13 protein-coding genes and 1 riboswitch are annotated in these 23,985 nt (G+C 53.7%); of the genes, 6 read left to right on the top strand and 7 right to left on the bottom strand.

The window, feature by feature from the left end; genetic code table 11:
* Nucleotides 1-28 precede the first annotated feature (28 nt).
* A complete protein-coding gene (locus MKY12_RS21125) occupies nt 29-649 on the bottom strand; it encodes a TetR/AcrR family transcriptional regulator (RefSeq protein ID WP_036731586.1) in 621 nt (206 codons plus the stop codon).
* 469 nt (nt 650-1,118) lie between these two features.
* Nucleotides 1,119-1,301: riboswitch (cyclic di-AMP (ydaO/yuaA leader) on the top strand.
* An 800-nt stretch (nt 1,302-2,101) separates the two neighbouring features.
* Between MKY12_RS21125 and MKY12_RS21120 the strand changes: the two genes are divergently transcribed.
* Nucleotides 2,102-2,599: a hypothetical protein gene (locus MKY12_RS21120; protein ID WP_209871546.1), complete on the top strand. Its 498-nt coding sequence runs from the start codon at nt 2,102-2,104 to the stop codon at nt 2,597-2,599.
* 18 nt (nt 2,600-2,617) lie between these two features.
* On the top strand, nt 2,618-4,048 hold the full coding sequence (locus MKY12_RS21115; protein WP_036731590.1) for an SPFH domain-containing protein: 1,431 nt from the start codon (nt 2,618-2,620) through the stop codon (nt 4,046-4,048).
* A 133-nt stretch (nt 4,049-4,181) separates the two neighbouring features.
* On the opposite strand, the gene MKY12_RS21110 is transcribed toward MKY12_RS21115, so the two are convergent.
* The 4 genes from MKY12_RS21110 to MKY12_RS21095 all read right to left on the bottom strand — a co-directional run bounded on the left by MKY12_RS21110 (nt 4,182) and on the right by MKY12_RS21095 (nt 11,664).
* Entirely contained in the window at nt 4,182-6,476 is a 2,295-nt protein-coding gene (locus MKY12_RS21110; RefSeq protein WP_339310641.1) for an alpha-galactosidase, read from the bottom strand.
* Nucleotides 6,477-6,594: 118 nt separating this feature from the next.
* Nucleotides 6,595-7,590, bottom strand: a complete 996-nt coding sequence (locus MKY12_RS21105; RefSeq protein ID WP_339310640.1) for a substrate-binding domain-containing protein — start codon at nt 7,588-7,590, stop codon at nt 6,595-6,597.
* A 565-nt stretch (nt 7,591-8,155) separates the two neighbouring features.
* Complete coding sequence (locus MKY12_RS21100; protein WP_036731597.1) at nt 8,156-9,784, bottom strand: helix-turn-helix domain-containing protein; 1,629 nt, start codon at nt 9,782-9,784, stop codon at nt 8,156-8,158.
* A gap of 101 nt (nt 9,785-9,885) precedes the next feature.
* Nucleotides 9,886-11,664 (bottom strand): sensor histidine kinase, encoded by a 1,779-nt coding sequence (locus MKY12_RS21095; RefSeq protein ID WP_036731599.1) that lies wholly within the window; start codon nt 11,662-11,664, stop codon nt 9,886-9,888.
* Between the two features lie 281 nt (nt 11,665-11,945).
* On the opposite strand from MKY12_RS21095, the gene MKY12_RS21090 reads away from it, so the two are divergent.
* From MKY12_RS21090 to MKY12_RS21075, 4 genes are all read left to right on the top strand, one after another.
* Nucleotides 11,946-13,289, top strand: coding sequence for a sugar ABC transporter substrate-binding protein (locus tag MKY12_RS21090; RefSeq protein ID WP_076085891.1), 1,344 nt, complete (start codon nt 11,946-11,948; stop codon nt 13,287-13,289).
* 148 nt (nt 13,290-13,437) lie between these two features.
* On the top strand, nt 13,438-14,376 hold the full coding sequence (locus tag MKY12_RS21085; RefSeq protein ID WP_036731603.1) for a sugar ABC transporter permease: 939 nt from the start codon (nt 13,438-13,440) through the stop codon (nt 14,374-14,376).
* Nucleotides 14,377-14,391: 15 nt separating this feature from the next.
* Nucleotides 14,392-15,231: a carbohydrate ABC transporter permease gene (locus MKY12_RS21080; RefSeq protein WP_339310637.1), complete on the top strand. Its 840-nt coding sequence runs from the start codon at nt 14,392-14,394 to the stop codon at nt 15,229-15,231.
* A gap of 446 nt (nt 15,232-15,677) precedes the next feature.
* Complete coding sequence (locus MKY12_RS21075; protein WP_339310635.1) at nt 15,678-21,518, top strand: S-layer homology domain-containing protein; 5,841 nt, start codon at nt 15,678-15,680, stop codon at nt 21,516-21,518.
* Between the two features lie 100 nt (nt 21,519-21,618).
* On the opposite strand, the gene MKY12_RS21070 is transcribed toward MKY12_RS21075, so the two are convergent.
* Nucleotides 21,619-22,773: a hypothetical protein gene (locus MKY12_RS21070; RefSeq protein ID WP_339310633.1), complete on the bottom strand. Its 1,155-nt coding sequence runs from the start codon at nt 22,771-22,773 to the stop codon at nt 21,619-21,621.
* A gap of 34 nt (nt 22,774-22,807) precedes the next feature.
* Nucleotides 22,808-23,965 carry a hypothetical protein gene (locus MKY12_RS21065; RefSeq protein ID WP_339310632.1) on the bottom strand — a complete coding sequence of 386 codons (1,158 nt, stop codon included), beginning with the start codon at nt 23,963-23,965 and terminating at the stop codon, nt 22,808-22,810.
* Nucleotides 23,966-23,985 lie beyond the last annotated feature (20 nt).

Genomic DNA, 23,985 nt, shown 5'->3' with positions numbered 1-23,985 from the left:
TAGTGGTTTCTCCTCTTTATCTGTGAATTTAGAAGCCGTTGCGTAAATAAGCAAACATGGAATTCAGGTATTGTTCAAACGGCATAGCCCCGGAGTCCCCGCTCTGCTGCTCACCCGGCAGCATGACGTTTAGCCGTCCGTCCAGGATAGGCACGAAGGCCCCATAGACGGCACCTACCAGCAGGTGGGTATATCCATCGGCATACCGTCCACGGGTGAACTGCTCCAGTGTCTCCTGGGCGGTGATCTGCAAATGCCGGAAGACATTGAGAATGTAAGGCTCCAGGGACGGATATTGATTCGCCAGGGAGACGAACTGCCGCAGCTTATGCAGGAACTCCGAGGTGAATTGCAGCTTCAGCAGATTGTACAGGGCATCGAGCGGTGTAGCATCCGACGGCAGAGCAGCCAGCGGGTTATTCTCTTTCTCTTGGACAGCAATAATGCCAATGAAATAGGCGGCGACTGCCTCCTCCTTACAGGAGAAGTAATTCGCAAAAGTCCGCCGGGAATATCCAGCCTTCTGAACAACATCATCCACAATGAAGCCATCCATGCCATGCTCAAGCGCAAGCTCGAAGGCCGCTACGGCTAAGGCATAGGCGGTGGCTTCTTTTTTTTTGTCCCGCAGATTCAGTTTGGAATTCAAAAGTAAATGTTCCTCCTTTCCCTGAAATCTATAAGTTCTAGAGAATCTATAGTTTTATTATTGCTCAAAGGGAAAGATTGCACAATGAGCATCGAGTGACGGGAATGTGAATATTTTAAATTTGGAGTAATGGGCTGAGAAAAAAAGGTGCGGGGTTAGGAGATTAAGTTAGGAGGGCGTGGGGAAGGGAGTGGGAAGTAAGTGAGTAAATGAGGAGTGAGAGCTAGAGTGGGAGTAAGAGTAGGAGAGTAAGTGAGTAAGTGAGTAAGTGAGTAGGTGAGTAGGTGAGTAGGATGGGTGTAAACAGACGATAGCGCGAGCAAATCCCCGGGCGGATAAGAGCAGAGCTGAAGAATGCGCCTTCATTCACGAAGGGACAGCATTATTGACTTCTTTTGTCATCCGTGAGGTTTTACATTAAATGGCTGCAGGCGTAAGATTCAATCAACAACCGAATGAAATGACACTGTTCTTGAAATGGCTGAATTCCGTAACGGGAACGGGGGAACCAACTGGTGCAGGCGGCTTAAGGATAGGCTGCTGAGTACCCGGGGTGAATCCTTGCCAGTGTGCTACTATGGCTCTGGTGAGGTAGGGCAATCTCGCTGCCCGAATCCGTCAGCTAACCCCGTAAGCCTCGAAGAGAGAGGATGAGCGCCATGATCGAGTAACCGACCACGGAGAGCCCTGCTGCTGCTGTGGTCTTTTTGCTGTGCAGGAAAGACATAAATCCCACTGAATAGGCTGAAAGTGGGCTGGATGCGGAAATGAGAGGGATAAATCCCACAGATTGCGCTGGAAGTGGGCTGGAGGTGGAAATGAAGAGCACAAGTGCCCCTGAATTCCAGGAAAGTTAGCTAAACGAGCAAATGAAGAGCACAAGTGCCCCTGGATCTCAGGAAAGTTGGCCAAATGAGCAAATGAAGAGCACAAGTGCCCCTGAATCTCAGGAAAGTTGGCCAAAAGAGCAAATGAAGAGCACAAGTGCCCTTGAATTCCAGGAATGTTGGCTAAACGAGCAAATGAAGAGCACAAGTGCCCCTGAATCCCGGGAATGTTGGCTAAACGAGCAAATGAAGAGCACAAGTGCCCTTGAATTCCAGGAAAGTTAGCTAAACGAGCAAATGAAGAGCACAAGTGCCCCTGAATCTCAGGAAAGTTGGCTAAATGAGCAAATGAGGAGCACAAGTGCCTCTGAACCAAGTTGCGTCTCTGACCCCTACTAACTAACCAGCCTGAAGTGGAAATTAGGTGCATTAGTGACGGGGAGTAGCGAAATTTAATCTTATAACAACACTAATTAGTCATTTATATGCCGCAATAGTCTTTTTATGCACCACAATAGTCAGTTTCCGCATCGCCACTACAGTCAGTTTTCTTATAGCCATATTACATTGAAAGGAGGGGGTTCCCATCGCTACTGTATTTATCGTCTGCTTCTGGGTTGGCCTCGTGCTTATCCTAAGCGGCAGCATTCATGGGCACGGTCTGGTAGGCCACCTGCATGTCGGGGGAGGGGATGCCGGGGGGCCGGGCTTTCTCCCGATTCTTCCGCTGATGGTGTTTGTCACCGTCTGGGGCGGCACAGGGTATATGCTTGTCAAGTACAGCGGGATGCAGCTGCTCGCCGTGGTACTGGTCTGTACCTTGATCGCCCTGCTGCCGGGCATCCTGCTCTACACGGTACTGGCCCGGGTAATGACCCGGTATGACAGCAGTATGAGTGAACTCGATTATGATCCGGCAGGCCAGCTCGGCTATATCAGCATCGCCGCAGCGGATGGGGCCGTGGGAGAGATGAAGTATGTGCTGCACGGGACCATGCGCTCCATCGGCGTGCGTGCCGAATCCGGTCAGTCGCTATTGCGGGGCGATCGGGTGATTATTGTGAAGACGGATAAGGGGATCGCAGCGGTCACTTTGTTTGAGAGGGAAATGGAACAAAACTAACGGGGAGTGTCGGAGCAAATGTTAATTTTATATGTAACCGGAGCTATTGTTGTTGTAATTCTGCTGGCGTTAACCAGTATTGTGACCGCGTATAAAAAGGTTCCGCCCAATCAGGCCATGATCGTATACGGTCTCGGCGGCAAAAGAGTGGTTCAGGGCGGCGGGACATTCGTCATCCCCGGCTTCCAGAACAATAAAACCATCTCCATGATGCTGATGAGCTTCGATGTGATCCCGGCGCAAGCCATGTTTTCCCGCCAGGGCATCAAGCTGAACCTGGAGGCGGTCGCCCAGATTAAGATCAAAAGCGATCCAACCGCTATTCTCACAGCCAGTGAGCAATTTATCGACCGGCCGGAGGAAGACCGCGAGACGATTATTCTGCATTCGGTGGAAGGCCATCTGCGCGGCCTGATCGGGCAGCTCAGTGTAGAATCAATACTCAAGACCCCAGACGAAATCAACAGCAAGATGCGGGAGACCTGCTCGGAGGACCTAGACAAGATGGGGCTGGAGGTGGTCAGCTTCACCATCAAGAAAATTACCGACGACAAAGGGTACATCGACAATATGGGGGTGCCTGAGATTGAGCGGATTCGCCGTGATGCCAGCATCGCCAAGGCTGAAGCCGAACGCGATATTCAGATCAAGCAGGCCGAGGCGGAGAAGGAATCCTCCATTGCCAAAGCCAATGCGCATCAGGCGACGATTGAAGCAGGAACCGCTGCCCGTGCGAAGGAATCGCTGTTCGAGAAGGAGCTGAACATTAAGCAGGCGGACTTCAAGCTGGAGACAGAAGTGAAGAAGGCACAGGCGGATCTGGCGTACGAATTGCAGCAGAATAAGATCAAGCAGTCGCTGGTTACCGAACAGGTCAAAATCACACAGATGGAGGCCGAGGCCAACCGGACGGTCCGGGAGATTGAGGTGGAGCTGAGACAGCGGGAGCTGGAGGCGACAGTGATCAAGCCGGCCCAGGCGGAGAATCAGGCGACAATTATGAGAGCGGAAGCCGCCAAGCAGCGGCAGATTCTGGAGGCGGAAGCCGAAGCCGCTACGACGACCAAGCGCGGACTGGCAACAGCGGAGGCGGAATTGGCAAAAGGGAAGGCGAATGCGGAGATCGTCCAGCTCGCCGGAGCGGCGGAAGCGGGAGCGCTGCAGAAGAAGGCTGAGGCGTACAAACAGTTCACTCAAGCCGCCCTGACCGTGGAATTCCTGAAAATCCTGCCCGAGCTGGCTGAGAAAATCGCCTCCCCGCTGGCCAAGGTAGATAAGATCACCGTCATCTCCCAGGACGGGGCTTCCTCAGGCGTGAACAAGATTACGGGTGATATCGCCAAAATCATGGCCCAGGTTCCAGAGCTGACCCAGACACTTACTGGCATGAACGTGACTGAGGCGCTCAGCGGGTTACTTGGCCGGGACAAGGAGCATGGACAGGAGTAGAAGAGGAGTAGGGGAGGAAGTAAGTAGTTAATGAAACGGCAGCAAGCCCCTTCCTGACTGCATCTCTCCACAAAAAAACAGGCGTCAATCTCCAAAAGGAGGCTGACGCCTGTGGTATGTCTGAAGCTGTAGATCAGCGCTGCACCGCTCTCAGGCGGTAGGTGCAGCTGGCGTAATCCCCGCGCAGGTCGGAGACCACAAGACCGATACGCATCAGGCGGTCACCGCCCAGCGGTGTGCCGTCAAAGGCGGGCTGGAATGGAGCGGAGCTGACGCCATCTGCAGGTGCAGAGGCTTCTGCGCCGCCGTGGACATGCCCGTTGCTGCCTTTTGCCCCCGTCTCAATGACATAATCCAGCTCGGGATTGAGTCCTTTGAGCGTAAGGCGCGAGATCGGAGGATTCGGTATGGCCAGCACGCGGAAATAAGCGACGAAGGCTTCGGTCTTGTCCTCGCTGACGAACATCCAGGCGGTGTCGCCACTACCCTCGAACGGACTCAGCAGACGGTACATATCCCCTTGCTGCACCAGTGTGCGGATCTCCTTGTACTGGGCAATCTGCCGGGTAGCCAGGTCCTTCTCCGCTTCGGTGAACTTTGTGAGGTCCAGCTCATAACCGAAGTTGCCGCTCATCGCCACATCCCCGCGTGTAGCTAGGGTGGTGATGCGGTCTACCTGATGGTTCGGAACATCAGACACATGTGCGCCCATGCTGCTGGCCGGATAGACAATACTGGTGCCATATTGAATCGCTAGGCGTTCTACCGCATCGGTGTTGTCACTGGTCCAGGTCTGCGGCATATAGAACAGGATTCCCGGATCGAACCGGCCGCCGCCGCCGGAGCAGCTCTCGAACAGAATGTCCGGGAAGCGCGAGGTCAGGCGCTCCAGCAAATTGTACAGCCCCAGCATATAGCGGTGGGCTGTTTCTTTTTGCCGCTCAGGGCTGGCTTTGGCAGAAGCTATCTCGGTCATATTACGGTTCATGTCCCACTTGATATAGCGAATCGGGGCACTGGAAAAGACCGCGCTTAATGTCTCATACAGATAGTCGCAGACTTCTGGACGGGAGAGGTCCAGGATTAGCTGGTTGCGGCCTTCCGTGCGGCGGCGTCCTGCGGCATGCAGGCACCAGTCCGGGTGCTTGCGGTACAGCTCACTGTCCGGCGAGACCATCTCCGGCTCCACCCATAGACCGAACTGTACGCCTTCCTTGTTGACCCGGCCGGCCAGATCCGCCAGACCTTCAGGCAGCTTGCGGCGGTCCTCGAACCAGTCGCCGAGTGAGCTGTTATCCTTGTCGCGTCTGCCGAACCAGCCGTCGTCAAGGACGAATAGCTCAATGCCGAGCGGGCCTGCTGCTTTGGCGATGGTTGCGATTTTGTCCGCATCGAAGTCGAAGTAAGTCGCCTCCCAGTTGTTGACCAGAATCGGCCGGGCCTGATCACGGTGAACACCACGGCAGAGCCGGGTCCGGTACAGCCGGTGATAGGTACGCGACATGCCGCCGAGACCTTCACCGGAATAGACGAGCACGGCCTCCGGGGTCTGGAAGGATTGGCCCGGCTCCAGCAGCCAGGAGAAGTCGAACGGATTAATCCCGATACTTACACGGGTCTGTCCGAACTGCTCAACCTCGGCAGTGGCGGCGAAGCTGCCGCTGTAGACGAGGCTGAAGCCGTAGACATCCCCCTGGTCTTCATCTGCGCCGTGACGTAGCAGCGCAATGAACGGATTGGTCTGGTGGCTGCTTGAGCCGCGGCGGCTCTCCAGTGACAAGGCAGCGCCCGGAGTAAGCGGACGGCGCTGAACATGGCGCTCTCTGGCCCATGCGCCGCTCAGATGCAGCGTATCGTAAGAGGAATCGGCGAAATCGACGGATGCGCTAAGCGCCTGCTCCAGCCGGAGCGGGGCTTCGCCGTTATGCTCGAAGCGGACGGAACGAGTAATCGCGTTATGATCGGCGAATACGGTGTAGAGCAGTCTAACCGTTAGACCAGCGTAGTCATCTTTCAGGGTAAGCTCCAGTGTCTGTGCTTCTGCTTCATTCTCCGCATACACGGCAGGCAGTCCTTCGAGTGCCGGCTTGCCTGGTGTAATGGTATATCCCGCATATTTGAGTTCAGAGATCCGCGTGCCGTCAGCTAGCTGAACCTGATAGGCCGGCCGCCGGAAGTCGCTCGTTCCATACTGCGGATACTCCTGAGGCAGGGCATCCAGAGAGAGCGAAGGCCGCGTTAGCACCGGGGTTGGTGAGAAGGAGGCGCGTTCGCGCAGCTCCAGTGCTCCGGCCAGACTGTCATCATGACGGAGACGTGCGCCCCAGTAGACATGAGCAGGGTAACCCTCTACCAGTTGGATGATATAGCTCGTGTCTTTGGACTGAAGATGGAACAAGCCTAGTGATTCGTCTGCAAAAATGTTCATGATCATAACACTCCTTGTGTGATGGGATAAGGTTTGATGATCTGGACCAACTTGAGTGCTGCTCCTGCGGAACCCTTGGAACAGGCAAAACAACTATTACTGGGTAGCCGGGCTGCGGTTAATCCGCTGTCCCGCCGCTGGTCTCCCGGACAATCAGCTTCGTGCCGATCATCGTATGTGAAGGGGCTTCGCGCCCTTCGAACCGTTCGGCGAGCAGCTGAACCGCAGCTTTGCCCATCTGCTCGGGATAGGCGCGGACCGTTGTCAGCGGAGGCTGAACATAGGCCGCCATCTCGATATCATCGAAGCCGACGACAGCCATCCCGGCAGGCACCTGTATCCCGTGATCATGCAGGGCGCGCAGAGCGCCGACCGCCAGCGGATCACTGGCGGCGAAGCAGGCCGTAGGCCGCTTTACCCCTGCCAGCAGCTCGCTCATCATCCGGTAGCCGTCAGCACTGGTCCAGCTTCCGGTGCGGATCAGCGCCGGATCATAGCAACCCTGGCTCTGCATAATCCGGGTGTAATGATGCCTGCGGCGCTCCTCCTCGCTGCCGCCTCCGATGAAGGCGATCTCGCGGTGACCCAGCTCCAGCAGATGGCCCAGCACCTGATCGACAGCCTGCCGGAAATGCGTGCGCACGGAGTCATATTCCGGGCGCTCCGAATAATGGTCGACCAGTATGGTGGTGCTTGTATCCGGGTGCAGCTTCGCAAGCTCTCCCGGCTGGAAGCTTCCGCCAACTACAATAAGCCCGTCACCTGTGGGCCGGAGCGGGGCTGGCGTGCTGTGTCCGCGCAGCGTCTGGCCGAGCCGGATGCCCAGCTCCTCACAGCGCAGCTCCACGCCGCGCCGGATCGAGCCGTAATAAGGGTCGTCCCGTTCCTCTTCGGCCGAACACCAGAGCAGAAGAGAGACAGTCTTGCTGCCCAGCTCGTTCTCCCGCTTCAGCTGCCGTACCCGTGAGGGCTTGTAGCCAAGCTGCCCGGCCACAGCGAATACCCGGCTGCGCGTCTCCTCACTGACTGCCAGAGACAGGTCATTATTTAGTACTCTTGATACGGTTGCGGCCGATACGCCGGCCTCGCGGGCGATGTCTTTAATCGTTGCCAAGCTGCTCACGCCTTTTTAGTTAATAAATTTACTAAATATTCATCTTCATCCTATCATCTCTTTAGAGTTCTTTCAAGCAGATTTTGAGGAGCGCTTACATTAGGGAGGGGGTGCCCCGCCCCAACATCCTCGCGGACTGGAAAGACCTTATCAGCGCCAAATTACACCATTAGGCAGGCCAGGCGGACTCAGAGGGCGTTAACTAACCCGTTACTCCTCATTTATAGCTGCAAATGGCAAAATAAGCGCTCCTGAGTCCGGAAACACAAGAAAAGTTGGTTTTTTCGCGTGATAGCGTCATCTGAGTCCCCTGGATGCCAAAAAAGCCTAGGAGGAGTTCGTACCAAGGTTACAGCAAGTCTTACTTTGTTGTTCGGCTCTTGCTCTTCGGAAACAGCTAGGCCTCAGCTCATGATTCCGTTTGTACGCAAATAAAAAGAGGCTGCCTATACCGGCAGCCCTGTCTACTTTTCCGCATTATTACGCCATCTCATCCATATCATTCTACAGTACGCTCACCGAATAAATGCCCCACAATCAGATCCGCGCACGCTTCAGAGGTATATCATGTGTGTTCCCCTCCCGCATTCCCTTCAATCTGCTGCATATAATCCCGGGGAGAGAGCCCGGTGACCTTCTTGAACACCTTGCTGAAATAAAAGGCGCTCTCATAGCCCAGCTTCTGGGAGATTTCGTAGATCCGGCCTTCGCCGCGGACCATCATTTCCTTGGCGGCGGTGATTTTGGTCTCTGTGATATACTCAACATAGTTCACCCCGGCGACCTTGGAGAACAGGTGGCTCAGATAGTTGGGGCTGAAGTTGAACACATCCGCGACTTGATTAAGCGACAGCTTGGTACCGAGATTTCTTTTGATATACTCCTGGACATTCTTCACCACCTGCTCCTTATAGCTCTGTCTGCGGGTGGCGAGCATCCGGACACAGCCGTCCCGGAACTGGACGAGCCAGCCGGTAATCTCTTCAATGGTATGCATCTGATAGATCGCCCGGTAGCCCTCCGGCTCCTGCTCGAAGATCTGCTCCACCATGTTCTCCCCGTCCGCGAGCAGGGAGGTCGCCATATATAGAATGTTGCAGGCGGCATCGGTGGCGGGAACGAGCAGATCGGCCCGTCCGTCGAAGATCTCGATCATCCGGGAGATGATGCTGTGCAGGGCGCGGGTATCCATTTCTTCAAAAGCTCTGCGGATCTCCAGCCGCGATTCCGAGAAATCAAACAGCAGGTGCTCCTGCAGGAGGGCTTCGCCTTCCGTGAAGAAGACGAAGGAGCGCTCCTTCACAGCGGCGGGCAGCGCCTTCCGGGCGGCGAGATAGCTCCCCTGCAGCAAAAACGGATCTTCCACCGCGAAGCCGATCGCCCCGATAATGGTCACATTGAAGTAATTATGCAGTACGGAGGCCATGTCCGCCAGCAGCTTCTGGATGTCTTGCATCCAGAGCTGCGGGTCCGGGCCCGGCACAGGCAGGGTCAGCGCGAAGTTGCGCAGATCCAGGCTGGTGACGTAGCAGGCGCTTCTGGAGGCCAGTGTATCCTTTGCCATCTGCACGGTGCTTGAGCATAAGGCCACCAGCTTATCCCCGCGCGGCGGGACGGTGTCCGGCCCGAGAATGCGGCAGGTACAGACCAGATAAGCCGGCGCGGAGAGGTCCACCTCTAGATCCTCCTTTTGCAGCAGATACTGGTTCTTGTTCTCGAACAGGCCGCTTAACAGCCGGATGAAGAATTTATCCCGCTGGGCCTGGAGATTGCCGCGATGGACCAGCTTCGGATAGCTCTCCATGGTCTGGTACTCCTCCAGGATACTGGTGGCCCGGCGGATCGATTCGGCCAGCGCCTCCGGGGTCAGCTCCAGCTTCACCAGGTAATCGGTAGCCTGGATCTCAATCGCTCCGCGCGCATACTGGAATTCCTCGTAGCTGGTCAGCATGATGAATAGCGGAAGCCGCCCGTATTTGCGGCGGACCGAGCCGGCGACCTCCAGGCCGCTTTTGATCGGCATTTTGATATCGCTGATCACAATGTCCGGGCGGAGGGTGTCGATCATTTCTTCCTCCTGTGCGCCGTTGTGGGCGATGCCGACAATCTCAATGTTATATTGCTCCCATTTCAGCATGGACTGGAGTCCGATGCAGACCAGGGCTTCATCATCTGCGATTAATAATTTGATCAAGCTCATCACATCCTTGCTCAGTATGCTATTGTTTTTGGGGTCCCCGCAAAGTACCTGAGTACTCATCGAAGCTAAGGCCTCACTTTGTGGGGGATTCTTAGCTATTCTCTCTGCCGGAAGGGGAGCAGCAGCTTCATTAAGGTATAGCGGCCGGGCTCGCTCTCAATGGACAAGCCGTACTCTCTGCCAAAAGCGAGCTGCAGCCGTTCGTTCACACTGCGCAGCCCGATATTCTCCAGCATTCCCTTAGCCTCGTCCCCGGGAACGGTTAGAATGGTGGCAATCTGCTCCTCCGTCATCCCTACCCCGTTGTCCTCGATCGTGATGAGCAGATCCGTGAATCCGCTCTTCGTGACCCGGACAACAATGTCGCCTCGGCCCTTGGGCTCGATGCCGTGGAAAATCGCATTCTCGACCAAGGGCTGGAGTGTGAAGCGCGGGATAAGCCCGCCAAGCAGCGCTTCCTCTTCAATCTCTGTGACCATGGTAACCGTGCTGCCATAGCGGTATTTCTGAATCAGGAAATAATCATCCAGCAAGCTCAGCTCATCCTTCAGCGGCATCAGCCGCCGGTTGTCCTTGGCGATGCTGCGGAGCAGCCGGGATAGGGAGGTCGTCATCTCTGCAATACCGGTGGCGTTCTGGATCGTAGCCATCCATTTGATCGAGTTCAGGGTATTGTAGAGGAAATGCGGATTAATCTGGTTCTGGAGCATCCGGTATTCCAGCTCCTGCTTCTGCTTCTCGTCCGCGAGCCGGCTGTCCATGAGGGCTACGATATCCTGGGACAGGCGGTTAATGCCCCGGCCGACATCGCCCAGCTCGCTGTTCCATTCAATACCCGAGTCCAGCAGGAAGTTGCCCTGGGCAATCTTGTCCATACGCTTCTTCAGCTTCTCGACTGGAAGGCTGATCGTGCGGGTCAAATACAGCGTAATGATCGCGCTTAAGACAAGCACGAGCAGACAGACGCTGAGCAGGACGAGAATCCATATATTGCTCCGGGGCGCGAACTGGTCGCTGGATAAGGTCTGCGAGAGCATGACACCGCTGCGTACCGGATACGATACCACGATATGGCTTTCCCCATCATCTTGCATTTTCACCATGGACAGCTCGGTATCGGGGCCGACAGGCTTGTCACTGGTATAGGCTACCGGCTCATACGGCTCTTCAATAGCTTTGACCTGATCTCCGTTAAGCTGATAATGATGATCGCCGAGCGTAAGCAGCAGCCGGGAGTGCTCCGGCAGGGCATAGCCCTTCAGCTTGTCCGTAATGACGGAGGTATTCGCGAGCAGGTAGACGGTGCCCACCCGGGTAGCCCCCCGGCCATAGATCGGGAACACGAAGGGAATACCGTAGGAATTGGAGAGCGGGTCCTTAATGACGCGGTCCCATTGCTCTTGGGCATCATTCGTCAGACCGGTCACTTGACCGATATTATGGATCGTAAGCGGAATGGAGGTGCCGAAATTCTCCACCTGCAGGAACTTTCCGCTGTTATCTGTGGCAATCAGGCGGCGTACATAGCTATAGGAGCGGTTGATCCGCACATCGTCCTGCATCGCGTTGAACACATTAAGCGCCTGCTTGGGGCTGGCCTCCGCCGAACCGAAATATTCGGTAAGCAGGGTGTTCGTGGACGAGTTGGTGCTGCTGGTCATCGCCAGCGTAGTCAGGTCAATCAGATCCTGTTCGATAATATGGGAGACGAGCTGAAGGTTGAATTCCGTCGCCTGGATCGTTGTTTTGCGCTGGTAATACGTAATCAGTTCGTAGCTAAACCAGGACAGCAGCGTCGCAATCAGCAGCGCAAAGGCGGTCATGAGCAGAATAATGCGGCTTTTAATAGTAGATTTACGTACCGTGGTGAACACTCCTTCATCTATAACTGGACCTATTTAAAGCGTTTTCAACTACCATAGCATATTCCTGCGTTTCATTATAGAGCCAGGGGGAGAAGCTGAGAATTTTACAGGTTTCGGATAAGAAATTACAGGTTTGGGGCAGGATGTGCGGAGAAGAGCACAGAATAGTGAATGAACTGTGTTTGATTTTGCATCCCCATCGCGTCTGAAAAGGCTTACAATTTGAACTAAGGCCGGAGCAACAGATGCCGGCTGCTGAAATATCATCAGAAGATAAAGGGGATAATCGAATGAACTTGAAAAGATTCTACGGCATGACCCTTGCCACCGCGCTCTCCGTGAGCATGCTGGCCGGATGCTCCGGCAATAACAATACGAAAGACGCTGCTGCCACTGCCGCACCTGCTTCGGGCAACGCTGCAACCGCTTCCTCCGAACCAAGCCAGGAGCCGGTAACACTGAAATGGGCGCTGTGGGACTGGGAAGCTACTGCATACTACAAACCGCTGATCGATGCATACAAGGCTGCACATCCTAACGTAACCATTGAATATGTCGATCTTGGCTCCACCGACTATATGACCATGCTCAGCACACAGCTCTCGGGCGGAGCGGATCTGGACGTCCTGACGATCAAAGACATTCCGGGCTACTCGAACCTGGTGAAGCAGAACCACCTGGAGCCGCTGAAGACCTACATGGGTGACAAATCGATCGATCCTTCCGTATACGGCGGTACGGTTGAGCAGATTGAAGTGAACGGCGAGGTGTATGCGCTTCCGTTCCGCAGTGACTTCTGGCTGATCTACTACAACAAAGCCTTGTTCGACAAAGCTGGTGTAGATTATCCGACTAATGATATGACCTTCGACCAATATGATGAGCTGGCCCGCAAGATGACCTCCGGCAGCGGCTCGGAAAAAGTATACGGTGCCCACTACCACACTTGGCGGAGCGCGGTTCAACTGTTCGGCATTCTGGACGGCAAGAACACCGTGGTCGGCGGCAACTATGACTTCCTGAAGCCTACCTATGAGCGGATTCTGAAGGAGCAGGAAGACGGTATCGTTATGGATTACGCGACTCTGAAGACCTCCAGCACGCATTACTCCGGCGTATTCTACAACAACTCCGTAGCCATGATGAACATGGGCAGCTGGTTCATTGCCACCCAAATTGAGAAGGTGAAGAGCGGCGAATCCCAATCTGCGGAATGGGGCATCGTGAAATACCCTCATCCTGACGGCGTTGAAGCCGGTACAACTCTGGGAACGATTACTTCTCTGGCTGTAAACCAGAAGTCCAAACACAAAGAAGCAGCGCTTGACTTCATGAACTTCGTAACCGGGGCAGAAGGCGCCAAGGTTATTGCTTCCACCGGTACGATTCCTGCGATCAAGAATGATGAAGTGATCAATTCCATCACCTCTATCGACGGCTTCCCGGCAGATGAGAACAGCAAGGCTGCACTGAATACCGTTCAGACTTACCTGGAAATGCCGATTCATGAGAAGAGTGCGGATATTGAGGTTATTCTGAATGAAGCGCATGACAACATCATGACTAAGAACGCTACGATTGACGAAGGCTTGAAGGATATGAATGACCGTGTAGGCCAGCTTTTGAACAATTAATGTGAACCTGTAATGTTAGTGTCCTGAAGGAGGGGCGGGCGAAGGCCCGCCTTCCATATAAATAGAGGACATCGCAGCACTCACATTAACAGGTATCGATGTAATTCCCACTTTGCGGGGATGTTATATAAGGTTTGGAGGAGAACGAATGCAGAACGAAACCATATTGCGTACAAATAAGAGCCCAAAAAGCCGGTTGTCGCGCGGACTCCGGGATAACCTGGTCGCGTATAGCTTTATTGCGCCGAACTTTATCGGATTTGCCCTGTTCACCCTGGTACCGATGATTTTTGCCTTTATTCTGGCCTTTGTGAAATGGGACGGGGCCAATCCGATGAAGTTCATCGGGCTGGACAACTTCTCCCGGCTGATCTCGGATACCACCTTCCACAAAGCCTTGTGGAACACGATTGTCTACACCGTCGGAGTCGTGCCGCTGACCATGATCGTTGCGCTGGCCCTGGCGATTCTGCTCAATCAGAAGATTATGGGCCGTAATTTCATGAGAACGGTCTTCTTCTTCCCTTACGTGGCTTCGCTGGTAGCGGTTGCGGCGGTATGGAACTTCATCTTCAGCCCGACCATGGGTCCGGTGAACAACATCCTGCACTTGATTACCGGCATTCCGCTGGAGGACCTGCCCCGCTGGGCGGCGGATAAGCAGTGGGCGATGTTTACGGTAGTGCTTTTCACCGTGTGGAAAAATATGGGCTACTACATGGTCATCTATCTGGCCGGTCTCCAGGGCATTAATCCAGAGCTGTATGAAGCGGCTGAGCTGGACGGGGCAGGCCCGTGGAGAAGATTCCGCAACGTGACTGTGCCACAGCTGGCACCAACCACCTTCTTTGTCCTGATGATTCTGGTCATCAACTCGTTCAAGGTCTACGATATCTTCATCAACCTGTTCGCGGGCGCGGATAACCAGCTCAATAATGCTACACGGGTCATGGTCTATCAGATCTACAACACGGCGTTCCGCTCGCTGGATTACGGATATGCCAGTGCCATGGCGATTGTGCTCTTCCTGCTGGTACTCGGCATTACCATCGTCCAGTTCCGCGGCGAGAAGAAATACGGACAATAGGGGGATCTATAAGATATGGTTGGTAAAAGTAAAGGACTTAAAATCAGCTTAATGGTGCTTGTATATGCCCTGTTAATTCTGACCGTGCTGGCAATGCTGGTGCCGTATATCTGGATGCTGTCGTCATCGCTCAAGCTGAACAAGGATGTCTTCTCCTTCCCGATGCAATGGATTCCGGCGAATCCGCGCTGGGAGAACTTCGCGGATATCTGGACACGGATTCCACTCGGACGATTCATCTACAATACAGCGAAATTATCGATTATTGTTACCATTCTGCAACTGCTGACTTCCAGCTTCGCGGCGTATGCTTTCTCCAAGCTGCATTTTAGAGGCAAAAATGTGATCTTCCTGGGGTACATCGCCACGATCGCGATCCCTTGGCAGGCCTACATGGTGCCGCAGTTCATTCTGATGCGCTATATGGGACTGAACAATACCCACCTGGCGATCATTTTGCTACAGGCTTTCTCGGCCTTCGGTGTGTTCATGATGCGCCAGTTCTATCAAGGGGTGCCAGATGAATTATGTGAAGCGGCCCGGATTGACGGACTGAGCGAATACGGAATTTGGGCAAGAATCATGCTTCCGCTGTCCAAGCCGGCGCTCTCCACGCTGACCATCTTCACCTTCGTCGCCACCTGGAATGACTTCCTCGGGCCAATGATCTATCTGACCGATACGAAGCTCAAGACCATTCAGATCGGTCTGCGGATGTTCATCTCACAGTATTCTGCGGAGTATGGCCTGATTATGGCGGCGAGTGTGGTGTCGATCATTCCGGTAGTGATTGTATTCTTGGCGCTTCAGAAGTATTTCGTGCAGGGCGTTGCTGCTTCGGGGATTAAGGGGTAGTGGAGTCAGATTTTAACTATATAAGACGCACTTAAGTTTTGAACTTGAAGCTGCATCGTCGCTGCGGTGAACATTTGGACTTCCGGCCGCTGTTGTCACCAGATTTCTTGATTTAAACCGCTGTTCGCGGGTGAAATCCGGTGACAAAGGCGGTCGCTACCGCTCCTACAGTTCCAAATTTCCCCTCCGCTTCTTTTGCTTTTTGTTAATTTCTTTAGTGCTTCTTATGCAGTGTAAACCACTTGCACGTAATACAACTATCCTATCCAGTCCCAATCGGGGATTGAGGTGAGTAGAGTATCCGCCTGGCAGTTGCAGTTTTTCGCAGTCTGCCAGGTATTTGTATACCCGCATTGTGATTTTAGACAAAGGTCTGTCCAAGTCAATCATTCTTCTAACGACATGATGAATGCGCTTACTTAAGTGAGAAAGAGGAGGATTAATGAATGAACAGAAAGAACCGCGTGAAGAAAAGGCTTTTCTCCGTGCTGTTATCGACTGCACTCGTAGCCGGAATGTTTCCTGCACTAGGGTTGCCTGTAGCTTCTGCCAGCGAGACCGATGCTTCTGCAGTCAGAGTCCAGCTGGACGGCAATGATATCAAGGCTGACAATGTCAATGGCCTGACCTTCAAAGGCTTCGGCGTACTGAGCGGCAACAGTACGAGCGCCCTGCTGATGGACTATAAGTCCGAGCAGCCGGAGGCGTATGCCCAAATGCTGAAGATCCTGTTCGGGGGCGAACGCCCGCTGATCGACCATGTCAAGATCGAGATGGGCAATGACCGGAATAACTCTACCGGTCCCGATCCTTCGACGATGCGTACGGAGGATGAAGCGGCCAATGTGGCCCGGCATCCCGGCTTCCAGCTTGCGGCCGATGCCAAGGCTATTAATCCGGCGGTCAAGGTGAGCTTCCTGCGCTGGAATGCTCCAGCCTGGGCTAACAATAACGACAAGATTTATACCTGGTACAAAAATACCATTCTGGCCGCATACCGTGAATACGGGTATATGGTGGATTATGTGAATCCCCATATCAATGAGCACGCGCCGGATCTGGCCTGGACGAAGCAGTATGGTGAGAGGGTCAAGGGGGATACTGAAGACTTCGAAAACGATCAGGAGAAAGAGCTGTACCACAGCATCCAGCTGGTGATTTCCGACGAGGTTGGAATCGGCTCCTTCGGGGATGCCATGGTGAGCGATCTGTCGCTGCGAGATGCGGTAGCGGCTGCCGGATATCACTACAACACCGACGACGACAGCAAAGGCAATTTCAAACGGCTTGCCGATGAATTCGACAAGGAAATCTGGAACAGTGAAGCACAGGCCACCTTCAGTAACTCGGCCTTCCGTCCCCACAATAACATGAAGGACCCTTCTGAGCCCGGGACGGGCATCGGCGGCATCGGCGGACCGCTGGAGATGGGCAATACCATTATCAAGGGCTTCGTGAATTCCCGGCGGACGCATTTCATCTATCAGCCGGCAATCGGCTCCTTCTATGAAGGCGGGCAGTACTCGTTCAAGGAGCTGCTTAGCGCACGCGACCCGTGGTCAGGCTTCATTCATTATGATGCGGGACTGCTTGTCCTGAAGCATTTTAATGGGTTTGCCAAGACAGGCTGGGAGAACGAAGGCAATACGGCAGGAATCTGGAGAGCCGTTCCCCAGGCGAGCTACACCGGAGCAACCGGCACGAACCCGGTCAGCGGGCGCAACGGGACTCCAAGCTATATGACCCTGGCTTCACCTGACAAGCAGGATTTCTCGACGGTGATCATCAATGATAGCGAGACAGAGAAGATCTACAAGCTCCAGGCCGTCAATATGGCCTATACCGGCAATCCGTCTCTGGAGATGTGGGAGACCCGTGCGGCGGAGACAGGTCAGGCTTTTAACAGCAATTATATGAAGGACCTTGGGGATGTTCAGGCAGACGGCAGCGGTGAGTATACCATTCGTGTGAAGCCGTTCTCGATTGTAACGGTAACTACGCTGGATAACCGCACGAATGAAGAATTCGGTGCCTCGCTTCCGGTTGAAGGTGAACGTACGGTGCTGGATACCGATGCCACCGGGTCTGTACAGAATACGGAGGATCAGATCCTGTACGCGGATGATTTCAATTACGGGGACAGAACCGTTGCCGTCATCGGGGAGGGCGGTGCCATTACCGGCGAGCAGAGTTATGTCAGCTCCCGCGGCGGTGAGCAGAGTGTAACTCCGCGCTATACCCAGGACCTCAACGGAGCGTTCGAAGGCTATCTGGTCGATGGCACGGATAACTACGTGCTGCGGCAGCAGCTGGATCAGGTGACAACAGGCGTGGGCGGTGCCTGGAACGGCGGAGACCCGGTCACCGTGATCGGCGATTACCGCTGGACTAACTATAAGGCTAGCGCCGATGTTTCTTTTGAACAGAACAGCACTTATGGCGGGAATAATTACGCAGCGATTGGAGCCAGATACCAGGGCGGGCCGCAGACAATTAACGGCACCCCTTATGCGCTCAAGTTCTGGTTCGATGGCGGCTGGCAGCTGCTGTCCAGCGGGACCGTGGTCGCCAGCGGCAATGCGGCCACCGGCTCCGGCGGGGTGAAGATCGACGGATTTGACACCGCACATGATGCCTGGCATAACATTGCCGTTCAGGTTGCCGGTGACAAGATTACTGCCTATCTGGATGATGTTAAGCTTGCAGCATACACCGATCCGAATCCGAAGCTGTCTGGACGCGTGCAGCTCGCGAGCGGCTTCTATCATGTCCGCTTCGACAATCTGAAGGTAGAGAAGGTGGACGGTTATACACCGTATTATTCAGAGCAGCTGGATAATCTGGAGATGTATGACCTGGCGCAGGCACCTGAGGCGAAGCTGGTATATGAGGGTGCTTGGGCACATGAGAATGGAAAAGGCATGTATGTGTATCAGCGGTCCCTGTCTACCAGCCAGGGTGCGGGCGCTGTGCTGAAGTATACTTTTACCGGCACAGGCCTTGATATTCTGGGGCCGAACGACGGCTCTGCCAAGCTGGAAGCCGTGGTGGACGGCGAGACCCTGGTAGTCTCGGGTGCTGCTAATGCAGCGAAGGAGCTGTACCAGACCTTCACACTGCGCGGACTGAAATACGGTGAGCATACGGTTCAGCTCAAAGTGCTGAGCGGGACTCTCGCTGTAGATTCCGTTGCGGTTATCGGCTGGGAAGGAGCAGGAAGCCCGGATACGGCAGGCCTTAAGCAGGCGGTGAGTGCTGCGCTTGAGGTCAGCAGGGAAGAGAGCTACCCGGAGAAGGACTGGAAGATGTTCACGGATGCTTTGGATACCGCCCAGACAGCGCTGAATGATCCGGCTTCCTACCGGCTGGACCAGGAAGGGGCGTCACAGCTTGTAGAACGTCTGTCTTCCGCCCTGAATCTGCTGCTGCTCGGAGATGTGCGAGAGCTTGCGTCTATCCCCGATAGGGCTACCTATGCAGGGAAGCTGCCGGAACTTCCAGCCAAAGTCGAGGCTAAGCTCGCAGACGGAACGACCATACAGGTAGCTGTGAAGTGGAATCTTGATGCGCTTAACTTCAATACTCCATATGAACGGGTAGCGGTTACCGGCAACTACGGAAGCCTGAAGACCATTGCCTATGTGGAAGTGGTTCCTGAGGGGCTGGTATACTTCCTGGACATGGGCCTTGCCGGAGATGGCGACACCCCGCCGTATACAGCCATCCGGGATCTCACAGGCAGCAGCCTGCTGAATCACAAGGCAGATCAATTGTCCACAGGAGATACGGTATGGGGACATACGAATACGGGCGCTACCTATAGTGTCAAAGGGCTTGGAGGTGCTGTAGTCACTACCGATAAAGCCCAGACCGGAGTATACGGCTCGAATACGAGGAATACGCCGCTGGTCTACAACCTGCCTCTGAGTGCAGGGAAATATACGGTTACTTCCTATCATCTGGACTGGTGGAATAACGGGAGCCGGACGATGGATATTACCCTCAGCTATGTGGATGCCGAGGGCAAGACTGTGAATGAGACTGTTAAGACCGGCCTGGTTGCAGGCCCGAATGGGGTCATGGTTCAGCATGATTTCACGTTGCCGGTCAGCGGTACGGTGAAATATTCGGTGAACAATACGTTCAGTCAGGCGGCTCTGATCAGTTATCTGACTGTAGCTAGAGATAAAACCAGTGCGGCCAATGAACAGGCTGTACTTGAGGCGAAGAATATCATTGAGGGAGCGGCTTACAGCGTTAAGAAGGCGCAAGCAAAAGGTGAAGAAGCTGTCCTGGTATGGCTGCAACAGACGATAGGCGAATTGCCTGGATTCCAGGCTACGGGCGTTACCATGGATGACATTACCATGACTGCATTCCAGGAAGCCACGGAGGATACTGACGGCAGCTTCACCTTCACAGTAACGCTGAGCAAGGGGGAAGCGAGAGCAGACAGCTCGGCCAGTGGAACGATCACGCTACCGGAACCGGATACGGTACCGCCGGTTATTACCCTGACAGGCGAGGCGACAGTCAATCTGCCGGTCGGAGCGGAATACACCGATGCGGGAGCTACCGCTTATGACGACCAGGACGGAGATATAACTGACCGTATTACGACAATGGTGACAAGCGAAGTGTATGGCTTGACTGAACTGGATACATCCAAGGTCGATATCTATACCTTCCATTATAATGTCAGTGATACGGCGGGCAATCCGGCTGCTGAGGTGACAAGACGGGTAGTGGTTGCGCTGGACCCGGATGTAACGAAGCCGGTAATTACCTTGCTCGGTGAAGCATCCGTTGAATTGGAAAAGGATGCAGACTATACGGATGCCGGAGCTACAGCGGCAGATGACCGGGATGGCGATATTACAGACCGTATCGTTGCAACGATTACGCAGGAGGGGGAGAGCGTGCTGACGCTGGATACTTCGGCGGCCGGCAGCTATGTGTATCATTATAATGTGACTGATACAGCGGGCAATGCGGCTGCTGAAGTGACAAGAACGGTCACTGTAAAAAAAGCGGAGCTGCCGCCGGAAGTAATTCCAACCAAGGCGCCAACTCCGGCGCCGACAGCAACACCAGCACCTGCGGAAGTGCCAGTATGGACACCGGCACCGGCTGCAACGCCAACCGTAGCTCCGTCACCTTCAGCGCAGACGGAGAAGGTTCTTGTACCGGCTGATTTCCCGGCACCGTCTAGTGGAGCTATAACCGTTCAGCTTACCGATGCTACAGAATCCGTGCTGCTTCCGGCCGGTTTAGCCGGAATACCAGGAGAGAACACCCTGCGTCTTGCCTGGAGCACAGTGGCTGTTGAGCTGAGTCCGGCGGCGCTGAAGGACATCCAGGAGAAGATTGCCGGAGCTGGAGGACAACCGGAGGCAGCGGCAATCAGACTCTCCGCCGTGAAGACAGCGAGAGCTGCTGCGGAGCAGCTGATCAATAATCCGGCGGTCAACGGGTCCGTCCGGTTAACGGCGGTAAGCGATGTGATCCGCTTCAGTCTGGAGGCTGTTGCTGCGGACGGCACTGCCGTACCGGTTACAACGTTTAACGAGCCGCTGACGCTTACCTTCACGGTTGATCCTAATGCTAACCGCAGCGTACTCGGCGTCTACTATATTGCTGCCAGTGGTGCGGTGGAATACATGGGAGGCACGCTGACAGACAGTAAATTCACCGCCGATGTGCATCATTTCAGCCAGTATGCGGTGCTCGAATATGACAAGACATTCTCGGATGTCAGCAGTAGCAGCTGGGCCAGCGGTGTTATTAAGTCTATGGCTGCGAAGCATATTATCGAAGGCATTTCCAGCACCGAATTTAATCCGCAAGGGGAAGTCACAAGGGCGCAGTTCGCCGCGATGATTACCCGTGCGCTTGGCCTTAAGGCGACCAGTCTATCCACATTTGCTGATGTGGACTCCAGGCTGTGGTATGCCGAAGCCGTAGCGGCAGTGAATGAAGCGGGCATCGTGCTCGGACGCAGCAAGGACGCCTTCGCACCGGAGGAGTGCATTACCCGTGAAGAAATGGCGGTCATGATCGTCCGGGCGCATGAACACTTGAAGGGAAGCATGATCAGCAGCAGTGACTCCGCTGCCAGCCCGTTCAGTGATTACTCCCAGATTCGTGACTGGGCGAAGCATGCGGCAAGCGCTGCCGAGCAGGCAGGGCTGATCAACGGGCGCGGCAATCAGCAATTCGCGCCGCAGGAGACCATGACCCGCGCCGAGAGCGCGCAGGTCATCTCCAATCTGCTGGAGCATCTGTAACACTAACGAGGCGGTTCAAGCTTCAGATCTGTAATTCAAACAGAGCAGCGGTTCTCCTGTTATCGGAGAGCCGCTGCTCTGTTGTGTGCGCCACGTACTGTCAGGATTGATTGCTGTAACCGCAAATCACGTTTCTGACTTCGATATTATCAGTACTTATGGGACTCATCGGGATAGCGGGCAGGGGCTTTACGGTTGCCAGGTCGATCGGACGAATTGATTTGAATAGCCCCACATAGGCCTTGATGTCTGAGGAAAACGCCAGATCGCCGACAGATGGAAGTCTAACTAACGGGAAATTGGTACCGGTTGAAGTATAGAATTGCACTCCGGCTATCGGTGTAGTAGTAGGCTGTACGGTGACGCCAACATATACTTGATTAGGAGAATAACGAATTTTATCCTGGCCCTTGTAGCTTTGAATATCTATATAATAATCGTAAATTACGTTTCCCTCTTCATCAACGGCCAGGTCAATAATTTGTTTAATAATACTTTTTCCTTCGTCTGTGGTACAAAGTAACCGTTTGTTGTCCAGATAGACGCCGGATACCGTATTGTCCAGCAAGCTTGTCGTAACCGGCTTACCAATTTTATCATCTGTATGAACAAGCATCCCTGGAGTTCCCATTGTGACTTGGGTGTGCCCATCCGGATGAACAGCCAGGGGGTTGAGGCCCTCGTAAAAGGTTAACCCCATCTCCTTGCCATACGGAAAAGCGATGTCTTCCTCAAGGGAAATAGCGACAACATAATCTTCACCATCGGCAACCTTACAGGCAGCATAGATAAAGTTGCTGTTCTTATTGCTCGCAAAGGCAAAGGGCTTGCCTGGGCCTACATCGACATCTTTTGTAACGCCATGCGTGGTATCAATAATCACAACTGTTTTTTCTCCAGAATCGGCCACATAGAGTTTACCGCCCAAAGGAGAGGCGAGGAGAGCAACAGGGTAGGAGTTATTTGTTTCGCCGATGCGATAGGTAGCCAGATTGTCAAATGTATTCGTATCAAATACGGTGACCGACCTGCCCTGGCTGCTTAGTACATAAAGCCTCTTTTCTTCAATATCCATGCACATGGGGCCAGGATCGAAGCCGGCGATAACCGTTCTGATGATCTCGTCGCTAGCAGGATCAATAACGGCGATATACCCGGCAACATAATCATACACATAGCTGACATAGACGTAAGAATTACCTGAGGAGCTCCTTGTGTTTGACATTGCCTTTGTTTTTGCATGGTTTGTGTTCACGGACGAATGCCCCTTTTCTTGTAGTTGCATCTTGCTAGGATTGATTGCTATAACCGGAAATAATATTCTTGACGGTGATACGTTCATTGTTGGGGTACCCAATCAGAATAGCGGGCAAGGCCGTAGCGGTTGCCAGATCAATCGGACGGATAGCATTTGCTTCCCCCACATAAGCCTTGGTGTCTGAGAAGAACGCCAGATCGCCGACATAATAGAGCGGAACAAGCCAGGAACTGGCACTGTTTACATTATAGATTTGTAGGCCACCGGTTGGGAGAGTAGTGGGCTGAATGGTGATGCCAACATACTCTTGTTTACGCGACACACGAATTTTATCCTGGCCTTTGTAACTGGGGATTTCTATGAATTTTTTATAGGTGATGTGATTCTCCCAATCAACGGCCAGGTCAGTAAACCGTTTAAGACAGGATTTTTCTCCTTGCGAGGTGCAGAATAACGAATTGTTGTCCAGGTAGACTCCGGATACCGTATTGTCCAGCAAGCTTAACGTGTTAGGCAAGCCAATTTCATCATTTCCAAAATAGGTAATCATGCCAATCGTTCCAAGTGTGATTTGCGTGTGTCCATCCGGGTGAACGGTCAGAGGGTTACGGGTTTCGTCTAAGGCAAGTTCAAATCCCAGGTTAAACTGTGTAAAATTATCATCGTCAAGGGTAATGGCGATTACGTAATCTTTTTTATCGGCAACCTTGCAGGCAAGATAGACAAAGTCGCTATTCTCATTGCCCGCAAAGGCATAAGGTCTGCCTACGCCGACATCCACAGTTGTTATCACCGTATCCGTGTGGGCATCAATAATCGTAACGCTATGATCTCCGGTATTGGCAACATAGACTTTATTAACCTTAGAAGCAGCGAAAATGGCAACAGGATTGACATTTGTGCTGCCGGCAGCGCCAACGCGAACGGTTTTGAGAATGTTAAGTGTATATGCATCAATGACGGTGACCGAATTCCCGCGTGTATTCACTACATACAGCTTCTTTTCTTCGGCATCCATACACATAGGGCCAGGGTTGGCGCCTACCGGAATCCGTCTGACAATCTGATCTTCTACAGGATCTATAGCTGCGACATATCCAAATTGATAGTCAACTTCATAAGATACAAAGATATAAGGATCACCTGAGGGTAAGTTTCTGTTGTTTGCATTTGCCTTGTTAGGGTTCATAATTAAATCCCCCTTTCCTG

Source organism: Paenibacillus sp. FSL M7-0896 (assembly GCF_037975415.1).
GTDB lineage: Bacteria > Bacillota > Bacilli > Paenibacillales > Paenibacillaceae > Paenibacillus_AQ > Paenibacillus_AQ silagei.
The sequence above is the reverse complement of the archived record's forward strand: the minus strand, read 5'-3'. Positions and strand labels throughout refer to the sequence as shown.

Bases quoted from the DNA above. Each gene is read 5' to 3' on its own strand.
- MKY12_RS21115 (WP_036731590.1), top strand. From the start codon at position 2,618: ATGTTAATTTTATATGTAACCGGAGCTATTGTTGTTGTAATTCTGCTG.
- MKY12_RS21075 (WP_339310635.1), top strand. From the start codon at position 15,678: ATGAACAGAAAGAACCGCGTGAAGAAAAGGCTTTTCTCCGTGCTGTTA.
- MKY12_RS21085 (WP_036731603.1), top strand. From the start codon at position 13,438: ATGCAGAACGAAACCATATTGCGTACAAATAAGAGCCCAAAAAGCCGG.
- MKY12_RS21090 (WP_076085891.1), top strand. From the start codon at position 11,946: ATGAACTTGAAAAGATTCTACGGCATGACCCTTGCCACCGCGCTCTCC.
- MKY12_RS21065 (WP_339310632.1), bottom strand. From the start codon at position 23,965: ATGAACCCTAACAAGGCAAATGCAAACAACAGAAACTTACCCTCAGGT.
- MKY12_RS21080 (WP_339310637.1), top strand. From the start codon at position 14,392: ATGGTTGGTAAAAGTAAAGGACTTAAAATCAGCTTAATGGTGCTTGTA.
- MKY12_RS21110 (WP_339310641.1), bottom strand. From the start codon at position 6,476: ATGAACATTTTTGCAGACGAATCACTAGGCTTGTTCCATCTTCAGTCC.